This is a genomic window from Bradyrhizobium sp. Cp5.3, from assembly GCF_000426265.1.
GTDB lineage: Bacteria > Pseudomonadota > Alphaproteobacteria > Rhizobiales > Xanthobacteraceae > Bradyrhizobium > Bradyrhizobium neotropicale.
In genome coordinates, this window is record NZ_AUFA01000001.1 from 181,468 (window position 1) to 197,058 (window position 15,591).

Annotated in this window: 11 protein-coding genes; 4 read left to right on the plus strand and 7 right to left on the minus strand. The window is 66.7% G+C overall.

The genetic code is table 11. From position 1 onward, the window contains the following. Positions 1–6: 6 nt before the first annotated feature. Positions 7–765 carry an outer membrane protein gene (locus K289_RS0100855; RefSeq protein WP_027549707.1) on the minus strand — a complete coding sequence of 253 codons (759 nt, stop codon included), beginning with the start codon at positions 763–765 and terminating at the stop codon, positions 7–9. Between the two features lie 573 nt (positions 766–1,338). Here K289_RS0100855 and K289_RS0100860 point away from each other — a divergent pair. From K289_RS0100860 to K289_RS0100875, 3 genes are all read left to right on the plus strand, one after another. Continuing rightward, positions 1,339–4,737 carry a tetratricopeptide repeat protein gene (locus tag K289_RS0100860; protein ID WP_027549708.1) on the plus strand — a complete coding sequence of 1,133 codons (3,399 nt, stop codon included), beginning with the start codon at positions 1,339–1,341 and terminating at the stop codon, positions 4,735–4,737. A 371-nt stretch (positions 4,738–5,108) separates the two neighbouring features. Next, on the plus strand, positions 5,109–6,026 hold the full coding sequence (locus K289_RS0100870; RefSeq protein ID WP_027549709.1) for a sulfite exporter TauE/SafE family protein: 918 nt from the start codon (positions 5,109–5,111) through the stop codon (positions 6,024–6,026). Then, complete coding sequence (locus K289_RS0100875; RefSeq protein ID WP_027549710.1) at positions 6,023–6,793, plus strand: TIGR02186 family protein; 771 nt, start codon at positions 6,023–6,025, stop codon at positions 6,791–6,793. Before K289_RS0100870 ends, K289_RS0100875 begins: the two co-directional genes overlap by 4 nt. A 152-nt stretch (positions 6,794–6,945) precedes the next feature. Here the strand turns inward: K289_RS0100875 and K289_RS0100880 are convergent, their stop codons facing one another. Continuing rightward, positions 6,946–7,719 (minus strand): MBL fold metallo-hydrolase, encoded by a 774-nt coding sequence (locus K289_RS0100880; protein WP_027549711.1) that lies wholly within the window; start codon positions 7,717–7,719, stop codon positions 6,946–6,948. A gap of 12 nt (positions 7,720–7,731) precedes the next feature. Next, the gene (locus tag K289_RS0100885) at positions 7,732–8,643 is read right to left on the minus strand and encodes a DMT family transporter (RefSeq protein ID WP_027549712.1); all 912 of its coding nucleotides are present in this window, start codon (positions 8,641–8,643) and stop codon (positions 7,732–7,734) included. A gap of 96 nt (positions 8,644–8,739) precedes the next feature. Here K289_RS0100885 and K289_RS0100890 point away from each other — a divergent pair, with 96 nt between their 5' ends. After that, positions 8,740–9,603 carry a LysR family transcriptional regulator gene (locus K289_RS0100890; protein ID WP_027549713.1) on the plus strand — a complete coding sequence of 288 codons (864 nt, stop codon included), beginning with the start codon at positions 8,740–8,742 and terminating at the stop codon, positions 9,601–9,603. A gap of 19 nt (positions 9,604–9,622) precedes the next feature. Here the strand turns inward: K289_RS0100890 and pdeM are convergent, their stop codons facing one another. The 4 genes from pdeM to K289_RS0100910 all read right to left on the minus strand — a co-directional run bounded on the left by pdeM (position 9,623) and on the right by K289_RS0100910 (position 15,578). Next, on the minus strand, positions 9,623–10,321 hold the full coding sequence (gene pdeM, locus K289_RS0100895) for a ligase-associated DNA damage response endonuclease PdeM (RefSeq protein ID WP_051310470.1): 699 nt from the start codon (positions 10,319–10,321) through the stop codon (positions 9,623–9,625). A 149-nt stretch (positions 10,322–10,470) separates the two neighbouring features. Next, on the minus strand, positions 10,471–13,047 hold the full coding sequence (locus tag K289_RS0100900; protein ID WP_027549715.1) for a ligase-associated DNA damage response DEXH box helicase: 2,577 nt from the start codon (positions 13,045–13,047) through the stop codon (positions 10,471–10,473). Between the two features lie 258 nt (positions 13,048–13,305). Then, a complete protein-coding gene (locus tag K289_RS0100905; RefSeq protein WP_027549716.1) occupies positions 13,306–14,535 on the minus strand; it encodes an ABC transporter substrate-binding protein in 1,230 nt (409 codons plus the stop codon). Between the two features lie 116 nt (positions 14,536–14,651). Beyond that, positions 14,652–15,578: a class I SAM-dependent methyltransferase gene (locus tag K289_RS0100910; RefSeq protein WP_027549717.1), complete on the minus strand. Its 927-nt coding sequence runs from the start codon at positions 15,576–15,578 to the stop codon at positions 14,652–14,654. Between the last annotated feature and the right edge of the window lie 13 nt (positions 15,579–15,591).

The following is a 15,591-nucleotide window of genomic DNA, read 5'->3' on the forward strand; positions in this document are numbered from 1 at the left end:
GCCGGTTTAGTTTTTGGTGACGACAGGGCTATCCCAGTTGAACCGGACGTTCACACCGGCACGGACGATATCGTCGGTCAGCCGGACATCGCGTGTAGCAACTAGAGCAGCTCCAAGCGGGGGCCTCGCCTCGAAATATCGCTTACTGCCGAAATCGGTGTGAACATATTCGAGCTTGAAGCTCACGGCGCCCCAGGTGTCTGTCCAGGCAGCCCATTCAGCACCGAGTCCGGCCGCCAGACCGGTCCGCGTCCTGGACTCGGTTACGGCCCCGGCTGGATCGGACACAGTGACGTCGGTGCCGGCGAAGGCGACGCCGGCGGTGCCATAGATCAGAAACTGATCGAGCGCGTAGCCGATGCGGCCGCGAAACATGTCGATCCACTTCTCGCGGGTGCTGCTCGTCGCCGCGACGTTGAAGGGCGGCTGGTCTGGCGCGCTCCCATGCTTGTTCGTCCAGGAGGCATCGTTTTCGAAACCCAGCACCGTCTTTTCGATCTGGAAATCGCAGCCGACGGCCCCGCCCGCGACGGTGCCGGAGAGATCGAACATGCCGGTAATCGTTGGGCCGGAGACGTTACCGGCGCGGGCGACGTGCTCGCTTTTGCCCCAGGCGCCGCCGCCCTGGACGCCGACATAGCAGCTGGTCCAGTTGAAGCCGGCAGGCGCCGGCGCCTTGAGCGCAGGCTTTGCCGCCGGGGCATCGGCGGCAAAGGCATGCGATGCCAGTCCGGCCGCCATCGCGGCCACGAGCAACCTTTTCATCTCAGCCAACATTCCAGTCGCGCAAGACAGCGCCGTGGATCCGGCCGCTCTCTACCTATTGGACGCGCAGACGGTGGCGGCTGCGAAATTTTTGTCGCTTGGGGCAGCGAACTTTCCACGACGTCATGGCCGGGCTTGTCCCGGGCAAGCCCGGGCATGACGAACTTGTGGCACGCGGTCGCTTCCTCTCCGCTGTCATCGCCCGAGAAAGCGGGCGATCCAGTATTCCAGAGGCGGTGACGAATACGAAGAAGCCGCGGCGTACTGGATGCCCCGCCGGAGCCTGTCATCGGGCTCGCCGAAGGCGAGACCCGGTGGCGGGGCATGACACCGCTGAATGTGGCGAGCAGAAACAAGTCGCAACGAACCGTCGCCGGCTCCCTGCGGCCCGGTTCCCGCCGCCCAACTTTAAGACACCGGCGACGCATTCCTTAACCCGTTATTTACCGTAACAGGAAAAAGTCGGTTTTCGAGGCAGACGACCCGCGCCAAATTCGATTGTCTTTGCAACCGGCACGCGTGGGAAGGCTGGAGGCGCCGGGTGGGGCGCCGGAGTCGGAACCGGACAGAGTCATGAATTCGCGCGTATCGTGGAGTGTTGACGGCATCGATCCATCCGTCAGGGAGCGGGCCGAGGCTGCTGCGCGTCGCGCCGGCATGTCACTCAACGATTGGCTGAACTCCACGCTCGGCGAATCTGCTCCGCCGAACTTTCGCGGACCTTACGATCAGCGCTCGCAGCAAATGCCGAGCCAAATCCCGAGCCAGGAAAGCCGCGAAGTCGCTGACATCCACCAGCGGCTCGATGCGATCACCCAGCAGATCGAACGGATTTCAAAGCCCGCACCGCGCCAGGACGTCTCGCGCGAGCAGGGTGTTGCGCGGCAGCTCAACGATGCGATCTCGCGCCTCGACGCGCGGCTGTCGCAGATCTCGCGGCCGCAGCAGCCGCAGCAGCCCCAACCGCCGCGCCCCCCACAGTTCGACGCGCGCCAGCGCCAGGACGCGGTCGAGCGCGCGGCAGCGCAGGTTTACCGGAGTTCGCCGCCCCTGAGCCCCGCCTCGCTCGACGTCGCCGTCGCCGAAATCTCGGCGCGGCAGAACGAGCTCGACGGCTTCGTGCCGCGGCAGATGCCACCACGCGCCGCGCCACCGATTGCGCCGATGGCAGCCCCGATGGCCCCTCCCATGGCTGCGCCGATGGCGCCGGCCGCGCCTGCCTATGCCCCGCCGCCACCACCGCCGGGGCCGGACTTTTCGGCGCTCGAACGTCATTTGCTCAAGATCACCAGCCAGATCGAGGCGCTGCACCGTCCCGATCACATCGAGCAGTCGATCTCGGCGTTCCGCAACGAGCTTGCGGAGATTCGCCACGCCATCACCGAGGCGATGCCGCGGCGCGCGATCGAATCGATCGAGAACGAGATCCGATCGCTGCACCGTCGCATCGACGAAACCCGCTCAACGGGCACTGACGGCCAGATGCTCGCCGGCATCGAGCGCGCGCTGTCCGAGATCAAGCAGGTGCTGCGCACGCTGACGCCGGCCGAGCAGCTCACCGGCTATGACGAGGCGATCCGCAATCTCGGCGCCAAGCTCGATCTGATCCTGCGCGCCAATGACGATCCTTCCACGGTGCACCAGCTTGAAGGCGCGATCTCGGCGCTGCGTGGCATCGTCTCCAACGTTGCCTCCAACGAAGCGCTGGCACGGCTCTCCGAGGACGTGCAGCTGTTGTCGTCCAAGGTCGACCAGATCACCCGCTCGTCCGGCCACAGCGACAGCTTTGCGGTGCTGGAGCAGCGCATCGCCGCGCTCACCGCCGCGCTGGAAACGCGTGAGCGGCCGGTCGCACACGAAAGCACCGAGCATCTGGAAGCCGCCATCCGCGCGTTGTCCGATCGTTTCGACCGCATGCAGGTCGGCAACGACTCGGCATCGACCTTCGCGCATCTCGAACAGCGGGTCTCGTATCTTCTTGAACGGATCGAGGCCGCCTCGGATCCGCGCGGCGGCAACTTAAGTCGCGTCGAGGACGGGCTGCACGACATCCTGCGGCATCTGGAACGGCAGCAGGCAACCTACGCCGCACTCGCCGAGAGCCGCAGCGCGGCGCCGCCGTCCGACTCCGGCGTCGTCGACCTCGTCAAGCGCGAGCTCTCCGACATCCGCTTCAGCCAGGCGGAAACCACCCGGCATACGCAGGATTCGCTCGAAGTCGTCCACAACACGCTCGGCCATGTCGTCGACCGCCTCACCATGATCGAGGGCGATCTGCGCGCGGTGCGCGCTGCGCCGCCGGCGCCACAGCCGATGCCGATGGCCGCTCCGATCGAGCCCGCGCCGATGGCGCGCGAGCCGCGGCCACAGCCGCAGCCGAAATCCGATCCGAAGCCCGAGCTGCCGAACCCAGCCGCCGCACAGGCGGCCCACGCCGCATTCGCGGCCGCACCGCGCGAATTCCACGCCGCCACGCCGGCCGCGCCGCCGCCGGTGCCAGTGGCATCGCCGATTCCGCCGCGCGCGATCAGCGAGATCCTGGAGCCGCACACGGCACCGGCGCGCGCCGCGATTGCGCCGGAATTGCCGCCGGATCATCCGCTCGAGCCGGGCACGCGCCCGGGCGGGCGCGTCCCCACGCCGTCGGAGCGCATCGCTGCGTCCGAAAGCGCGATCAGCGAAATTCCCGCCGCGCCGAAGGAGCCGGTGTCGTCGTCGAGCTTCATCGCGGCTGCCCGCCGCGCCGCGCAGGCGGCCGCCGCGCAGCCCGAGAAACCCGCGCGCGGCGCCAAGGCAGCGACCGCCGGCCGCGCCAAGGACAACAGCAAGGACGGCACCTCGACGATCACCTCGAAGATCCGCTCGCTGCTGGTCGGCGCCAGCGTGGTCGTGATCGTGCTTGGCACCTTCAAGATGGCGATGAACCTGCTGGATGGCAGCGGTAGCGCGCCGGCGCCGCAGGCGATGGAGAATACGTCGAGCCAGCCGGCGCCGCAGCTCCCGCCGCCGCCTGCCGAGAGCAAACCCAGCGCGCCCGAGCAGATCACGCCGTCCATGACCTCGCCGACGCCGATCGGCCGGCAGTCGCAGAACAATGCCGCCCCCGCGCCCGCAGCGAACTCGGGCAGCACGGCATCGGTCGAAATTCCGCCCGCGCCGGCTGCTCCGCCGCCCCCACCCGCGGCGAGCAACGACATCACCGGCGCGCTTCCAATGGCGAGCCGCGCGCGGCTCGGCCAGATCCAGGTGCCGCCGAGCGAAAAGCTGCCTGACGGCATCGGCGGTCCCGCGCTGCGCACGGCCGCGATGAAGGGCGATGCGACCGCGGCTTACGAGATCGGCCTGCGCTTCGCCGAAGGCAAGGGCGTCGCGACGAATTACGACGAAGCCGCCAAATGGTACGACCGCGCGGCGCAGGCCGGAGTGGTGCCCGCGACCTTCCGCCTCGGCACGCTCTACGAGAAGGGCCTCGGCGTGAAGAAGGACGCCGACATCGCCCGCCGCTACTACACGCAGGCCGCCGAGCGCGGCAATGCCAAGGCGATGCACAATCTCGCGGTGCTCGACGCCGACGGCGGCGGACGCGGCGCCAATTACAAGAGCGCTGCGCAATGGTTCCGCAAAGCGGCCGATCGCGGCGTCGCCGACAGCCAGTACAACCTCGGCATCCTCTACGCCCGCGGCATCGGAGTCGAACAGAACCTCGCCGAATCCTTCAAATGGTTCAGCTTGGCTGCGGCCCAGGGCGATGCCGACGCGGCAGGCAAGCGCGACGACGTCGCCAAGCGCCTCGACCCGCAGTCACTCGCCGCCGCCAAGCTCGCGATCCAGACCTTCAGCGCCGAACCGCAGCCCGACGACGCCGTCAACGTCCTGGCGCCTCCCGGCGGCTGGGACAGCGCGCCGCAGGCGAACGCCAAGCCCGCGCCGAAGCCCGTCGCCGCCAAGCGCACGGCCTCGGCCGCGCACTAAAGCGAAATAGCTAGATCAAACCGAACGGGCCGCGGGCTCGGTGCATCTCTCCCGCTTGCGGGAGAGGTCGGCGATCCCCGGGCGATGCGAAGCATCGTCCCGTGAGCGCCGATGAGGGCTTTGTCCTCTTGGGGAGTCTCACTGCGGAGACACCCTCTCCCCAACCCTCCCCCGCAAGCGGGGGAGGGAGCACACTTGCGTGATCGTAACGATCACGCCCGGTTTCATGACGCTCTCGTCCCGCCCCTTCACCGCGCCCAAAATTCCTGATCCGCCCCGCATCAAATTCGGCTATTGAGGGACGCGGCAATCGTTCCGCCCTCCCGCGAGCATTCCGCGAAATCGATCCGTCTCGCCGGAGCTTCGGTCCGATGCAACTCTACCTCCCGATCGCCGATCTCCCCGTCAACGTCTTCCTGGTGCTGGCGATGGGCGCCGCGGTCGGGTTCGTCTCCGGCATGTTCGGGATCGGCGGCGGCTTCCTGATGACGCCGCTTCTGATCTTCATCGGCATCACGCCGGCGGTCGCGGTCGCCTCCGTCGCGAGCCACATTGCCGCCTCGTCGTTCTCCGGCGCGATCACCTATTGGCGCAGACGCGCGATCGATCCCGCGCTTGCGGCCGTGCTGTTATCCGGCGGCGTCACCGGCACCGCGCTCGGCGTGTGGACGTTCACGCAGCTGCGCGCGCTCGGCCAGCTCGACCTGATGATCGCGCTGTCCTACGTCATCCTGCTCACCACCGTCGGCAGCCTAATGTTCTCGGAAGGCCTGCGCGCCCTGATGCGGACGCGGCGCGGCACCGTACCGCCGCGGCGGACCCACAACTGGATCCACGGCCTGCCGCTGAAGATGCGGTTCAAGCGCTCGAAGATCTATCTCTCGGTGATCCCGGTGGTAATCGTCGGCATCGTGATCGGCTTCATCGGCGCCGTCATGGGCATCGGCGGCGGCTTCATCCTGGTGCCGATCATGATCTATCTCTTGCGGGTGCCGACCTCGACGGTGATCGGGACGTCGATGATCCTCACCCTCGTCACCATGCTGTTCGCGACCATGCTGCATGCGGTGACCAATCACCTCGTCGACGCCGTGCTGGCGCTGATCCTGATGGTCGGCGGCGTCACCGGCGCGCAGTTCGGGGCGCGCGCCGGCCAGCGTATTCGCGGCGAGCAACTGCGCCTGCTGCTCGGCATTCTGATCCTCTCGGTCGGCATCCGCTTCGCCGTCGAGCTCGTGATCCGGCCCGAGGATCTCTTCACCATCCGCGAGCTGGGGGTGACAGGATGATGCGCGCGCTGATCGCCGCCCTCCTCGTCCTGCTGCTCGGCACGTCCGCGCGGGCCGAGCGGCTGATCGTGTCGGTCTCCAACCACCGCGTCACGGTGACGCCGAACTATTCCGGCGAGGAGCTGGTGCTGTTCGGCTCGGTCGAGCGCGACGCCTCGACGCCGGCCGACCGCACCGCCTACGACCTCGTGGTCACCGTGATCGGCCCGCGCGCCGACATGGTGACGCGGCGCAAGGAGCGCACCTTCGGCATCTGGATCAACACCGACTACCGGCAGTTCCTGCAGGTGCCGAGCTATCTCGCGCTGTTCGCCAACCGTCCGTTCGACCAGATCACGTCAGCGGAGATCGCGCGGCGGCAGCAGATCGGGCTCAACAACGTGCTGCTGATGCAGCGCGTCGGCGGCGACTATGCCGACGTGGTGCCGAACGATGTATTCCGATCGGCCTTCATCCGCCTGCGCACGCAGCGCGGCCTCTATCGCGAGGACGCGAGCGCGGTGACGTTCCTGACGCCGACGCTGTTCCGCACCGGCATTCCCCTGCCCGCGGAGGTGCCGATCGGCACCTATGAGGTCGAGATCAAGCTGTTCGCCAATGGCGCGTTCATCGGCAAGACCGAGACCGCGTTCGAGATCGTCAAGGTCGGCTTCGAGCAGTTCGTGGCGACGAGCGCGCGGCAGAACGGATTGATCTACGGTCTCGCCACGGCGGCGATGGCGCTGATGACGGGATGGATGGCGTCGATCGTGTTCCGGAAGGATTGAGGGGGACTGTCATTCCGGGGCGCGCGACTTGTCCGCCGACGCTCGAAGAGCGAAGGCGGAAGCGCGAGCCCGGAATCTATCGATCAGCGGAGTTGGTGGTGCAATGGATTCCGGGCTCGACGCTTCGCGTCGCCCCGGAATGACAGCTTGCATCACGGCGCCTCGATCACCGTCGGCAGACCCGGCTCCAGCAATCTCAGCCGCGGGCCGAAGCCGAGCGCATCAAAGGTCTTGCGCAGGTCCTCGCCGTTCTGGCGGAAATGCGCCCAGCCTTCGGTGTGCAGCGGCACGATCATCGCCTCGGGAAAGGCGCGCGCGGTCTCGACGGTGTCGTTGGTGTCCATGGTGAGATGGAACGGCCCGCGCGTTTGCGCAGCGCCGGCGAAGGGCAGCACGACGCCGCATTTGAAGCGGCGCGCGACCTCGGCGACGCCGTCGAACCAGGTGGTGTCGCCGCTGATATAGACCGGGCGGGTCTCCTTCCGGCTCGACGACACCACAAAACCGATGACATCGCCTGACAGCGGCTCGATGCCGGCCGGACCGTGGCGCGCGGGCGTGGCCGTAATCGTCAGCGTGTTGCCGTAGCCGTCCCTCACGCGAGCAGTCTCCCAGGGCGCGAGGCCCTCGACATGGCCGCCGAGGCGTTTGGCGCCGGCCTCGGTCGTCAGCACGCGCTTCACCTTGAAGAGAAACTCGCGGCCGGAATTGTCGAGATTGTCCGAATGCTGGTCGTGGCTGAGCAGGACCGCATCGACCGGGCCGATCGCATCGGCCTTCAGCGCGGGCCCGATCGTTTTCTCCAGCTTCACATGCGGAAGCTGATAGGCACCGGGGGCATCGAAGGTCGGATCGGTCAGCAGGCGAAAGCCGTCGATCTCGATCAGCGCGGTCGGGCCTCCGATCAGGGTGATGGAAACGGGCATGCTGAACTCTCCTTAAGAAGACTTCGCTGCGGGGCGCGTCACCAGGTAAATGCCGAGCGCGACCGGAATGATCCCAAAGAGGTCACGCGCCTCGACATGCTCGCCGAGCACCAGGAAGGCGAACAGCATGCCGAGCGGCGGCATCAGGAAATGATACGCGCTCGCAGCGGTGGCGCCGCACACTTTCAGGAGATGGAACCAGAGCAGATAGGCCAGGATCGAGCCGCCGAGCACGAGGAAGGCGAAGGCACCGACCAGGCCCGGCGTATAGTCGATCGCATGGATGTCCGCGAAGGTCAGCGCCACCGGCGTCAGCACGATGCCGGCGGCGAGATTCTGGATGCCGTTGCCGATCCACAGGCTTCCCTTCGGCGCGAGCAGCTTGAACAGGATGGTACCGGCGACGATGGAGGCGAGCGAAGCCAGCGTGAACACGATACCGTGCAGGCTGTCGGTGCCGACCGACAGGCGGTGCCAGACGATCAGTGTCACGCCGATGACGCCGAGCAAGAGGCCGCCCGCCTTGCGCCAGGTCATGCCTTCGCCGAGGAACAGCGCGGCAAGCGCGGCCGTGAATACCGGGTTGGCCGACACGATCAGCCCGCCGAGGCCGGCGGAGACCGATTGCAGGCCGGTGTAGCCGAGGCCGAGATAGAGCGCGTTGTTGGCGATGCCGAGCACGGCGAAGATCGCGGCATCGCGCCAGGACAGCGCCCAGCCGTCGCCGCGGATCAGAGTCGCGCCGAGGATCAGGATGCCGGCGAGCGAAAAGCGCGCCGCGAGCAGGATCAGCGGCGGGCAATGGGTGACGCCGATCTTGCCGGCGACGAAGGCGTAGCTCCAGAGCAGGCAGAACAGGCCGATGGTGAGCGGCAGCAGGTTGAAGCGGCTGCGGGGAACCGAGATCGAGGGGACGAACGACATGAACATTCTCCTGAGCCCACGATCTAGGGACCCCGCTTGCCATTTGGAAATTAAATGATTAACTGCCGATCAGTGGATTTTCGAATGGGGACGCCCATGCTCGATCTGGAGCTCCTGCGCAGCTTCGTCTCGGTGGTCGAGGCCGGCGGCTTCACCCGCGCCAGCGAGCGCGTCCACCGCACGCAATCGACCGTGAGCCAGCAGATCAAGCGGCTGGAGGAGGATGTCGGCCAGGTGCTGCTGCACCGGGACGGCAAGGACGTGCGCCCGACCGAAGCCGGCGAGCGCCTGCTCTCCTATGCGAGGCGGCTGCTCTCGCTGGCCGAGGAGGCGCGCGACATGCTGCGCCAGCCCGATGGCGAGGGTGCAATCCGCCTCGGCATTCCCGAGGATTTTGCCGCGTATCGACTGGCAAAGCTGCTGGGCGCGTTCTCGCGTTCGCATCCGGGCCTGCGCCTCGATGTGCGCGCCGATCAGAGCAAGAACCTCAGCCGCGACCTCGAGCGCGGCGAGCTTGATCTGGCGCTCTACAAGCGCGAGGCCGGTGAGAAAGGCGCGATCGCGGTGTGGCCGGAGCAGGTACATTGGGTCACCAGCAAGAGCCATCCGATCAATGCCGATGTCACCTCGGTGCCGCTGATCGGCTTTCCGCTCGGCTGCCTCTACCGTGCCGGCGCCATCCACGCGCTCGAAAGCGCCGGGCGGCCCTGGCACATGGCCTATACCTCATCGAGCCTCGCCGGCATCCAGGCCGCTGTCGCCGCCGGCATGGGCCTGAGCATCTTGTCGGAGATGGCGATCCAGACCGATCACCGCGTGCTGACGGCAAAGGACGGCTTTGCGCCGATCAACCGGACGGAAGTGGCACTGATGGCTTCGCCGGATGCAAGCCCCGCGACGCTGCGGCTCGCGAACAGGCTCGCGGAGTTCTGCGATGACGTCCAGGCGAAGGCGGCGTGATCTTATTGGACGCGTAATCTCAATAACACCGCGACGCGGCGATCGCGTGCACGCGACGGTCGCCGAGCAGGTGCGCGACAAAACCGTTCTTCGGGAAGATCTTTGCGAATGCGGCGTCGCGGATGCTGAGGCCGCCGGCATAGGCCCCGAAGGCGGGCATCACGGCGCGCATCCCGTCACAGGCGAAGCAGCGCCGCTCCATCGAGCGGCCGCGCGCCGAGACGCGCGCCTTGGGATGCAGATGGCCGGCGATCTCGCCGGTTGTGCCGGTCGGCTCGTGGCGGAAGGTGATCGGCCCGATCGCAACTTCGTCGGCGATGGTGCCGCCGAGATCGCGCGGCAACGCAGGATCGTGATTGCCGGAGATCCAGATCCAGTCGCGCCCCTCCTGGAGTGCGGCCACGCTGTCGCGATCTTCGGCCGAGAGACGCTCATGCGCGCTGCGATCGTGAAAACTGTCGCCGAGCGCGATGACGACGCGGGGATCATGGCGAGCGACGACTGCGGCGAGACGACCGAGCGTCGCGACGGTGTCGTAAGGCGGCAGCAGCACGCCGCGCGCGGCGAAGCTGGAGCCTTTTTCCAGATGCAGGTCGGAGACGACGAGCAGATGCTGCTCTTCCCAAAAGAGAGCGCCGGAGAGATCGGCGTGAAATGATGCGCCCGCGATATCCAAACTGCGCGTTGACGTGATTTGCAGCGCCGCTTGCTCCGTCATGGCCGGGCTTGTCCCGGCCATCCACGTTCTTGCCGCGGCAAGCAAGGCGTGGATGCCCGGGTCTTCCAATTGAAGACGCGCTCCGCGCTTTTGCCCGGGCATGACGACATGGAAAGAATTGCGCCCCGAAAAGTCATTGTTGCAGCAGTCTACGACATCGCCTCTTTGACGAGCTCATCGGCGGCTTCGGCCAAGAGTTCGTCTGCAGCTTCGCCATAAACTGACTCGCGGCCGATTTCCAGCATCACGGGGACGGCGAGCGGGGAGACGTGATCGAGTTCCCGGTGCGTGATGCGGCCCTGGATGCGCGCGAGCATGGCGCCGAGACGGCGCAGGTCGAGCAGGCCGGTGGCGGCATCGGCGCGCGCGGCACGCAGCAGGACGTGGTCGGCCTGGTGCTTGCGCAGGACATCGTAGACGAGATCGGTCGAGAACAGCACCTGGCGGCGGCTCTTGTCCTCGTCGGTGAAACGGCGCGCGATCAGGCCGGAGATCAGCGCGCAATTGCGGAACATGCGCTTCATCAGCGCGGATTCCGCGAGCCACGCCTCCAGGTCGTCGCCGAGCATGTCGGGGGCAAACAGCGTATCGAGATCAAGCTGGCCGTTGCGGATCATGAAAGAGGCATCGCCGAGCCCCCAGATCGCCACCGCATATTCATTGGCGACGAAGCCGAGCGGCCGGGCGCGGGCGCGCTCCAGCCGGCGCGTGAGCAGCATGCCGAGCGTCTGATGCGCGAGCCGGCCCTCGAAGGGGTAGCAGATGAGATAATGCCTGCTGCCGCGCGGAAACGTCTCGACCAGAAGTTCGCGAACGCCGGGCACGCGCGAGACATCCTTTTGCAGCGACAGCCAGTCGCGCACCTGCTCGGGCAGGCCATTCCAGGCGCGCTTGTCGTCGAGCAGGCGGCGCACGCGTTCGGCGAGATAGGTCGAGAGCGGAAACTTGCCGCCCATATAGGACGGCACTTTTGGATCCCTGTCGTTGGCGCGGGAAACATAGACCTGATCCTCGGCCAGCGCCTCGTAGCGAACGACCTCGCCGCCGAACACAAAAGTGTCGCCGGGACTCAGGCCCTCGATGAAATACTCCTCGATCTCGCCGAGCACGCGGCCTCCGCGGGCGATCGCACCGGTCGAACCGCTGCCGGTGGAGCGCGAGCGCACCAGCCGCACCTTGAGCATCGGCTCTTCGACGATGGTGCCGACATTGAGGCGATAGCTCTGCCGCACCTTTGGATTGGCGACGCGCCAGCGGCCCTGCTTGTCCCGCTTGATGCGGGCAAAGCGCTCATAGGTTTTCAGCGCGTAGCCGCCCGTTGCGACGAAATCGACGACGTCGTCGAAATCCTGTCGCGCAAGATCTGCGTAGGGCGCGGCGGTTCGCACTTCGCCATAGAGCTCGTCGCTGAGAAACGGCTCGCCGCAGGCGCAGCCGAGCACGTGCTGGGCCAGCACGTCGAGCGCGCCGGTGCGAAGCGGCGGCGTGTCCTGCGCATTCTCGGCGATCGCATCGATCGCGACGCTGCACTCCAGCACCTCGAAGCGGTTCGCCGGTACCAGCACCGCGCGTGAGGCCTCGTCCAGGCGGTGATTGGCGCGGCCGATACGCTGCATCAGGCGCGAGGATCCCTTTGGCGCGCCGATATTGACGACGAGATCGACGTCGCCCCAGTCGACGCCGAGGTCGAGCGAGGAGGTGCAGACCACGCCGCGCAGTTTTCCGGCCGCCATCGCGTCCTCGACCTTGCGGCGCTGCGCGACGTCGAGCGAGCCGTGATGCAGCGCGATCGCAAGGCCGTCGTCGTTCATGCGCCAGAGGTCCTGGAACAGCATCTCGGCCTGGCTGCGGGTGTTGACGAAGACGAGCGTGGTCTTGTTCTGCTTGATCAGCTCATAGACTTCGGGAAGCGCATGGCGCGCACCGTGGCCGGCCCAGGGCAGCCGTTCGCGGGTATCCAGCATCTCGACCAGCGGCGGGGCCGCGCCGCCCGCGATGACGATATCAGCGGCTGCTTCCTTGCCTTCGGGCTGCGGCACCAGGAAGCGCGCGAGCTGATCGGGCTCGGCCACGGTCGCCGACAATCCGATCGCGCGTATCCCGGGTGCCAGCCGCCACAGCCGTGCGAGGCCCAGCGAGAGCAGATCGCCGCGCTTGGACGTCACCAGCGCATGCAGCTCGTCGAGCACGATGCGCTTCAGCGAAGAGAACAGGAACGGCGCATCGTCGGAGGAGAGCAAGAGCGCGAGCTGCTCCGGCGTCGTCAGCAAAATGTCCGGCGGATAACGCCGCTGCCGCTGGCGCCGCGACACCGGCGTGTCGCCGGTGCGGGTCTCGACCTTGACCGGCAGCCCCATCTCGGCAATCGGCCGCTCCAGGTTGCGCGCGATGTCGACGGCGAGCGCCTTGAGCGGCGAGATGTAGAGGGTGTGCAGACCGCCGGCGCGCTGCACGCCGCGGCCGGTGGAGATCACCTTGCCGCTCTCACCTGCCCGCGCCTCGAGGGAGGAAGACGACAGCTCCACCAGCGTCGGCAGAAATCCCGCAAGCGTCTTGCCGGCGCCGGTGGGCGCGATCAGGAGCGCGGAGCGGTCCTCGCGCGCCTTCTCCAGCAGCGCCAATTGATGTTCGCGCGGCGACCAGCCGCGGCCCGCGAACCACGCCTGGAAGCGGTCGGGCAGCAACGCGGCCGGCTCGGCCGATATTTTGAGGATACGGGGCGGCACGGCGTAAGAGGTAAGCCGTGGGGGCGGGTTCGTCGAGGGGTGGGCTTCACCGCGCCTGCCGCGTGACGCTCCCGTAGGTGGGCAAAGCGAAGCGTGCCCACCATTCGCGCCAGGATGACCGGAGAGGTGGTGGGCACGGCGCAAGAGCGCCTTTGCCCACCCTACGGCACTGCTATCGAACCCGCGGAAGAGCCCCTCACCCCGACCTCTCCCCGTAAGAACGGGGAGAGGGAGAATTGGCAGCGTCGCAAGCGGCTTCTACTCCGACATCGGCTTATCGGAGATGTCCCAATCCGTGCCGCTGAAGGTGGAGATGAAGAGCGTCTTCATCGGCGTGTAGTCCTCGGGCGTGTAGCTGTAGGTGACGCCGTCGAGGAAGTAGGGCGAGTGGAAGCCGGCGAGCGTGGAGGCCTGCTTCAGCACGTTGGCCCGGGTGAGATCGTCGCCGCAACGGCGCAAAATCTCGCCCATGGTGACGGCCTGGCCGTAGCCGGCGAAGGCGATGGTGTTGTCGGGATCGATGCTGGGCAAATATTTCTTGCGCAGCTCCTCGAACGCCATCACGTCCGGATCCTTCTCCCATTTCGGCAGCCCGACCTCCTTGTTGTAGCGGATGGCGACGATGCCGGTGGCGTTCTCCAATCCCGCGGCGTTGAGGATCGAACGCCCCGTCGAGCCGGCCGACAAGAGTTGCAGCGGCTTCCAGCCGAGCTCGGCGACCTTGCGGATCGACTGCGACGTCGCCTTGCCGGTGGTGATGTTGTAGAAAACGTCCGCGCCCGACTTCGAGAGATTGATGAGCTGGGAGTCGACGGTCGGATCGCTCAGATCGTAGGTCTGCTCCATGATCACTTGTGCGGTGCCGCCGGCATCCGCCAAGACCTTCTTGAAGGGACCTAAGAAATCGCGGCCGAAATCATCGTTCTGGTAGAGGATGCCGATCTTCGCATTCGGCTTCACGCTGACGACGTGCCGCGCCAGGATGCGCGCCTCGGTCGGATACAGCGGCAGGCCCGCCATCGTCCACTTGAACTCCTTCGGATTATTCCACTTGGACGCGCCGGTGTTGAGCAGGAGCTGCGGCACGCCCTTGGAGTTCAGGTATTTGTGCACGGCGGTCTGCGGCGCGGTACCGAGCGAACCATAGAGCGCGAGGACCTCCTCCTGCTCGACCAGGCGCCGCGTCGCCTCGACGCATTTCGGCGCGCTGTAGGCGTCGTCGAGGGTAAGAAACTTGATCTTGCGCCCGTTGATGCCGCCCTTCTCGTTCAGCATCTGGAAATAGGCTTCGCCGATGCGCCCCAGCACGCCATAGAGCGAGCCGGGACCGGAATGCGGCACGGTCTGCCCGATCTTGATCTCGGTGTCGCTCGCGCCCGCATCGTATTTCTTCTCCGCGGCCCAGACGTAAGGCGCGGGCAAAGTGGATGCTGCGATGGTGGCGAACGCAGCGGCGCTGAAATCGCGCCGCGATGGATTCCTTGTCATTGTTGTTTTCTCCCTAATGCGCGCATTGTGCTGGCATCGCCGCACGCGTCGCAAGTGGGAAGTCGCAGCTTTGCGACGCAATGACGCTCAAATCGCTGCGTGCGCAGCGCCTAGACTCAAGTTTTCTCGGCAACGACGACGAGGCCGCGCACCGGCTCGTTGTTCTCGTTGCGCGGGGACGCCGGCTCCAATGTGAGGAGCTTGAGTCCGGCCTTGGCGATCGCGCCGCGCACATATTCCGCGGCATGGGCATAGCGCAGGCCATCGCCGAGCACGACGCCGCTGCCGTCATGCGTCTCCAGCGTGAAGGCGAGCGTGCCGCCGGGCGCGAGCACGCGCCTGGCTTCACTCAGCACCGGCGCAAGGTCGGAGAGGTACACGAACGCATCCGCCGCCACGACCAGGTTCGCACTCGCGTCGGCCTTGTCGCGCAGGCCTTCGATCATGTCGGCGACTTCGAGCTCGGCATAGAGCCCAGTGGCCTGCGCCTCCTTGATCATGCCGGGCGAAAGATCGATGCCGATGAAATGATCGACCTGCTTCACGAAAGCGCTGGCAGCCAGCCCCGTGCCGCAGCCGAGATCGATGGCGCGCTTGAAGAAGGCCGGCTTCTTCGCGGCGACGCGCGCGGCCAGCACCGCCTTGAAGATCAGGCTAGGTGCGCGATAGCCGAGATCGTTGATCAGCGCATGCTCGAAGCGCGGCGCGTATTGATCGAACAGCGCCTGCACATAGGCCTTTGGCATTTCGGACAGTTGCGTGTCGCCGAGCCGCATCAGATGCAGGCCGGCGCCGTGCTGGTCCTCGGGATCGGATCGGCGCGCTTCCCGGAAGGCCGCGATGGCCTTGTCGCGCTCGCCGAGTTGCTGACGGATTTCACCGAGCGTGAACCAGGCCGAGGTGAAATTCGGCGCGAGCTCGATCGCCTGCTCGAGGAGATCGGCGGCGGCAGGCAGGTCGCCCTTGAGCTGGAGGTCGCGCGCAAACTCGAAGCGGCGGTCGGCCATCAGATCGCCGGAGGACAAAAACAGACGCAGGGGCATTGGGGAACCAACA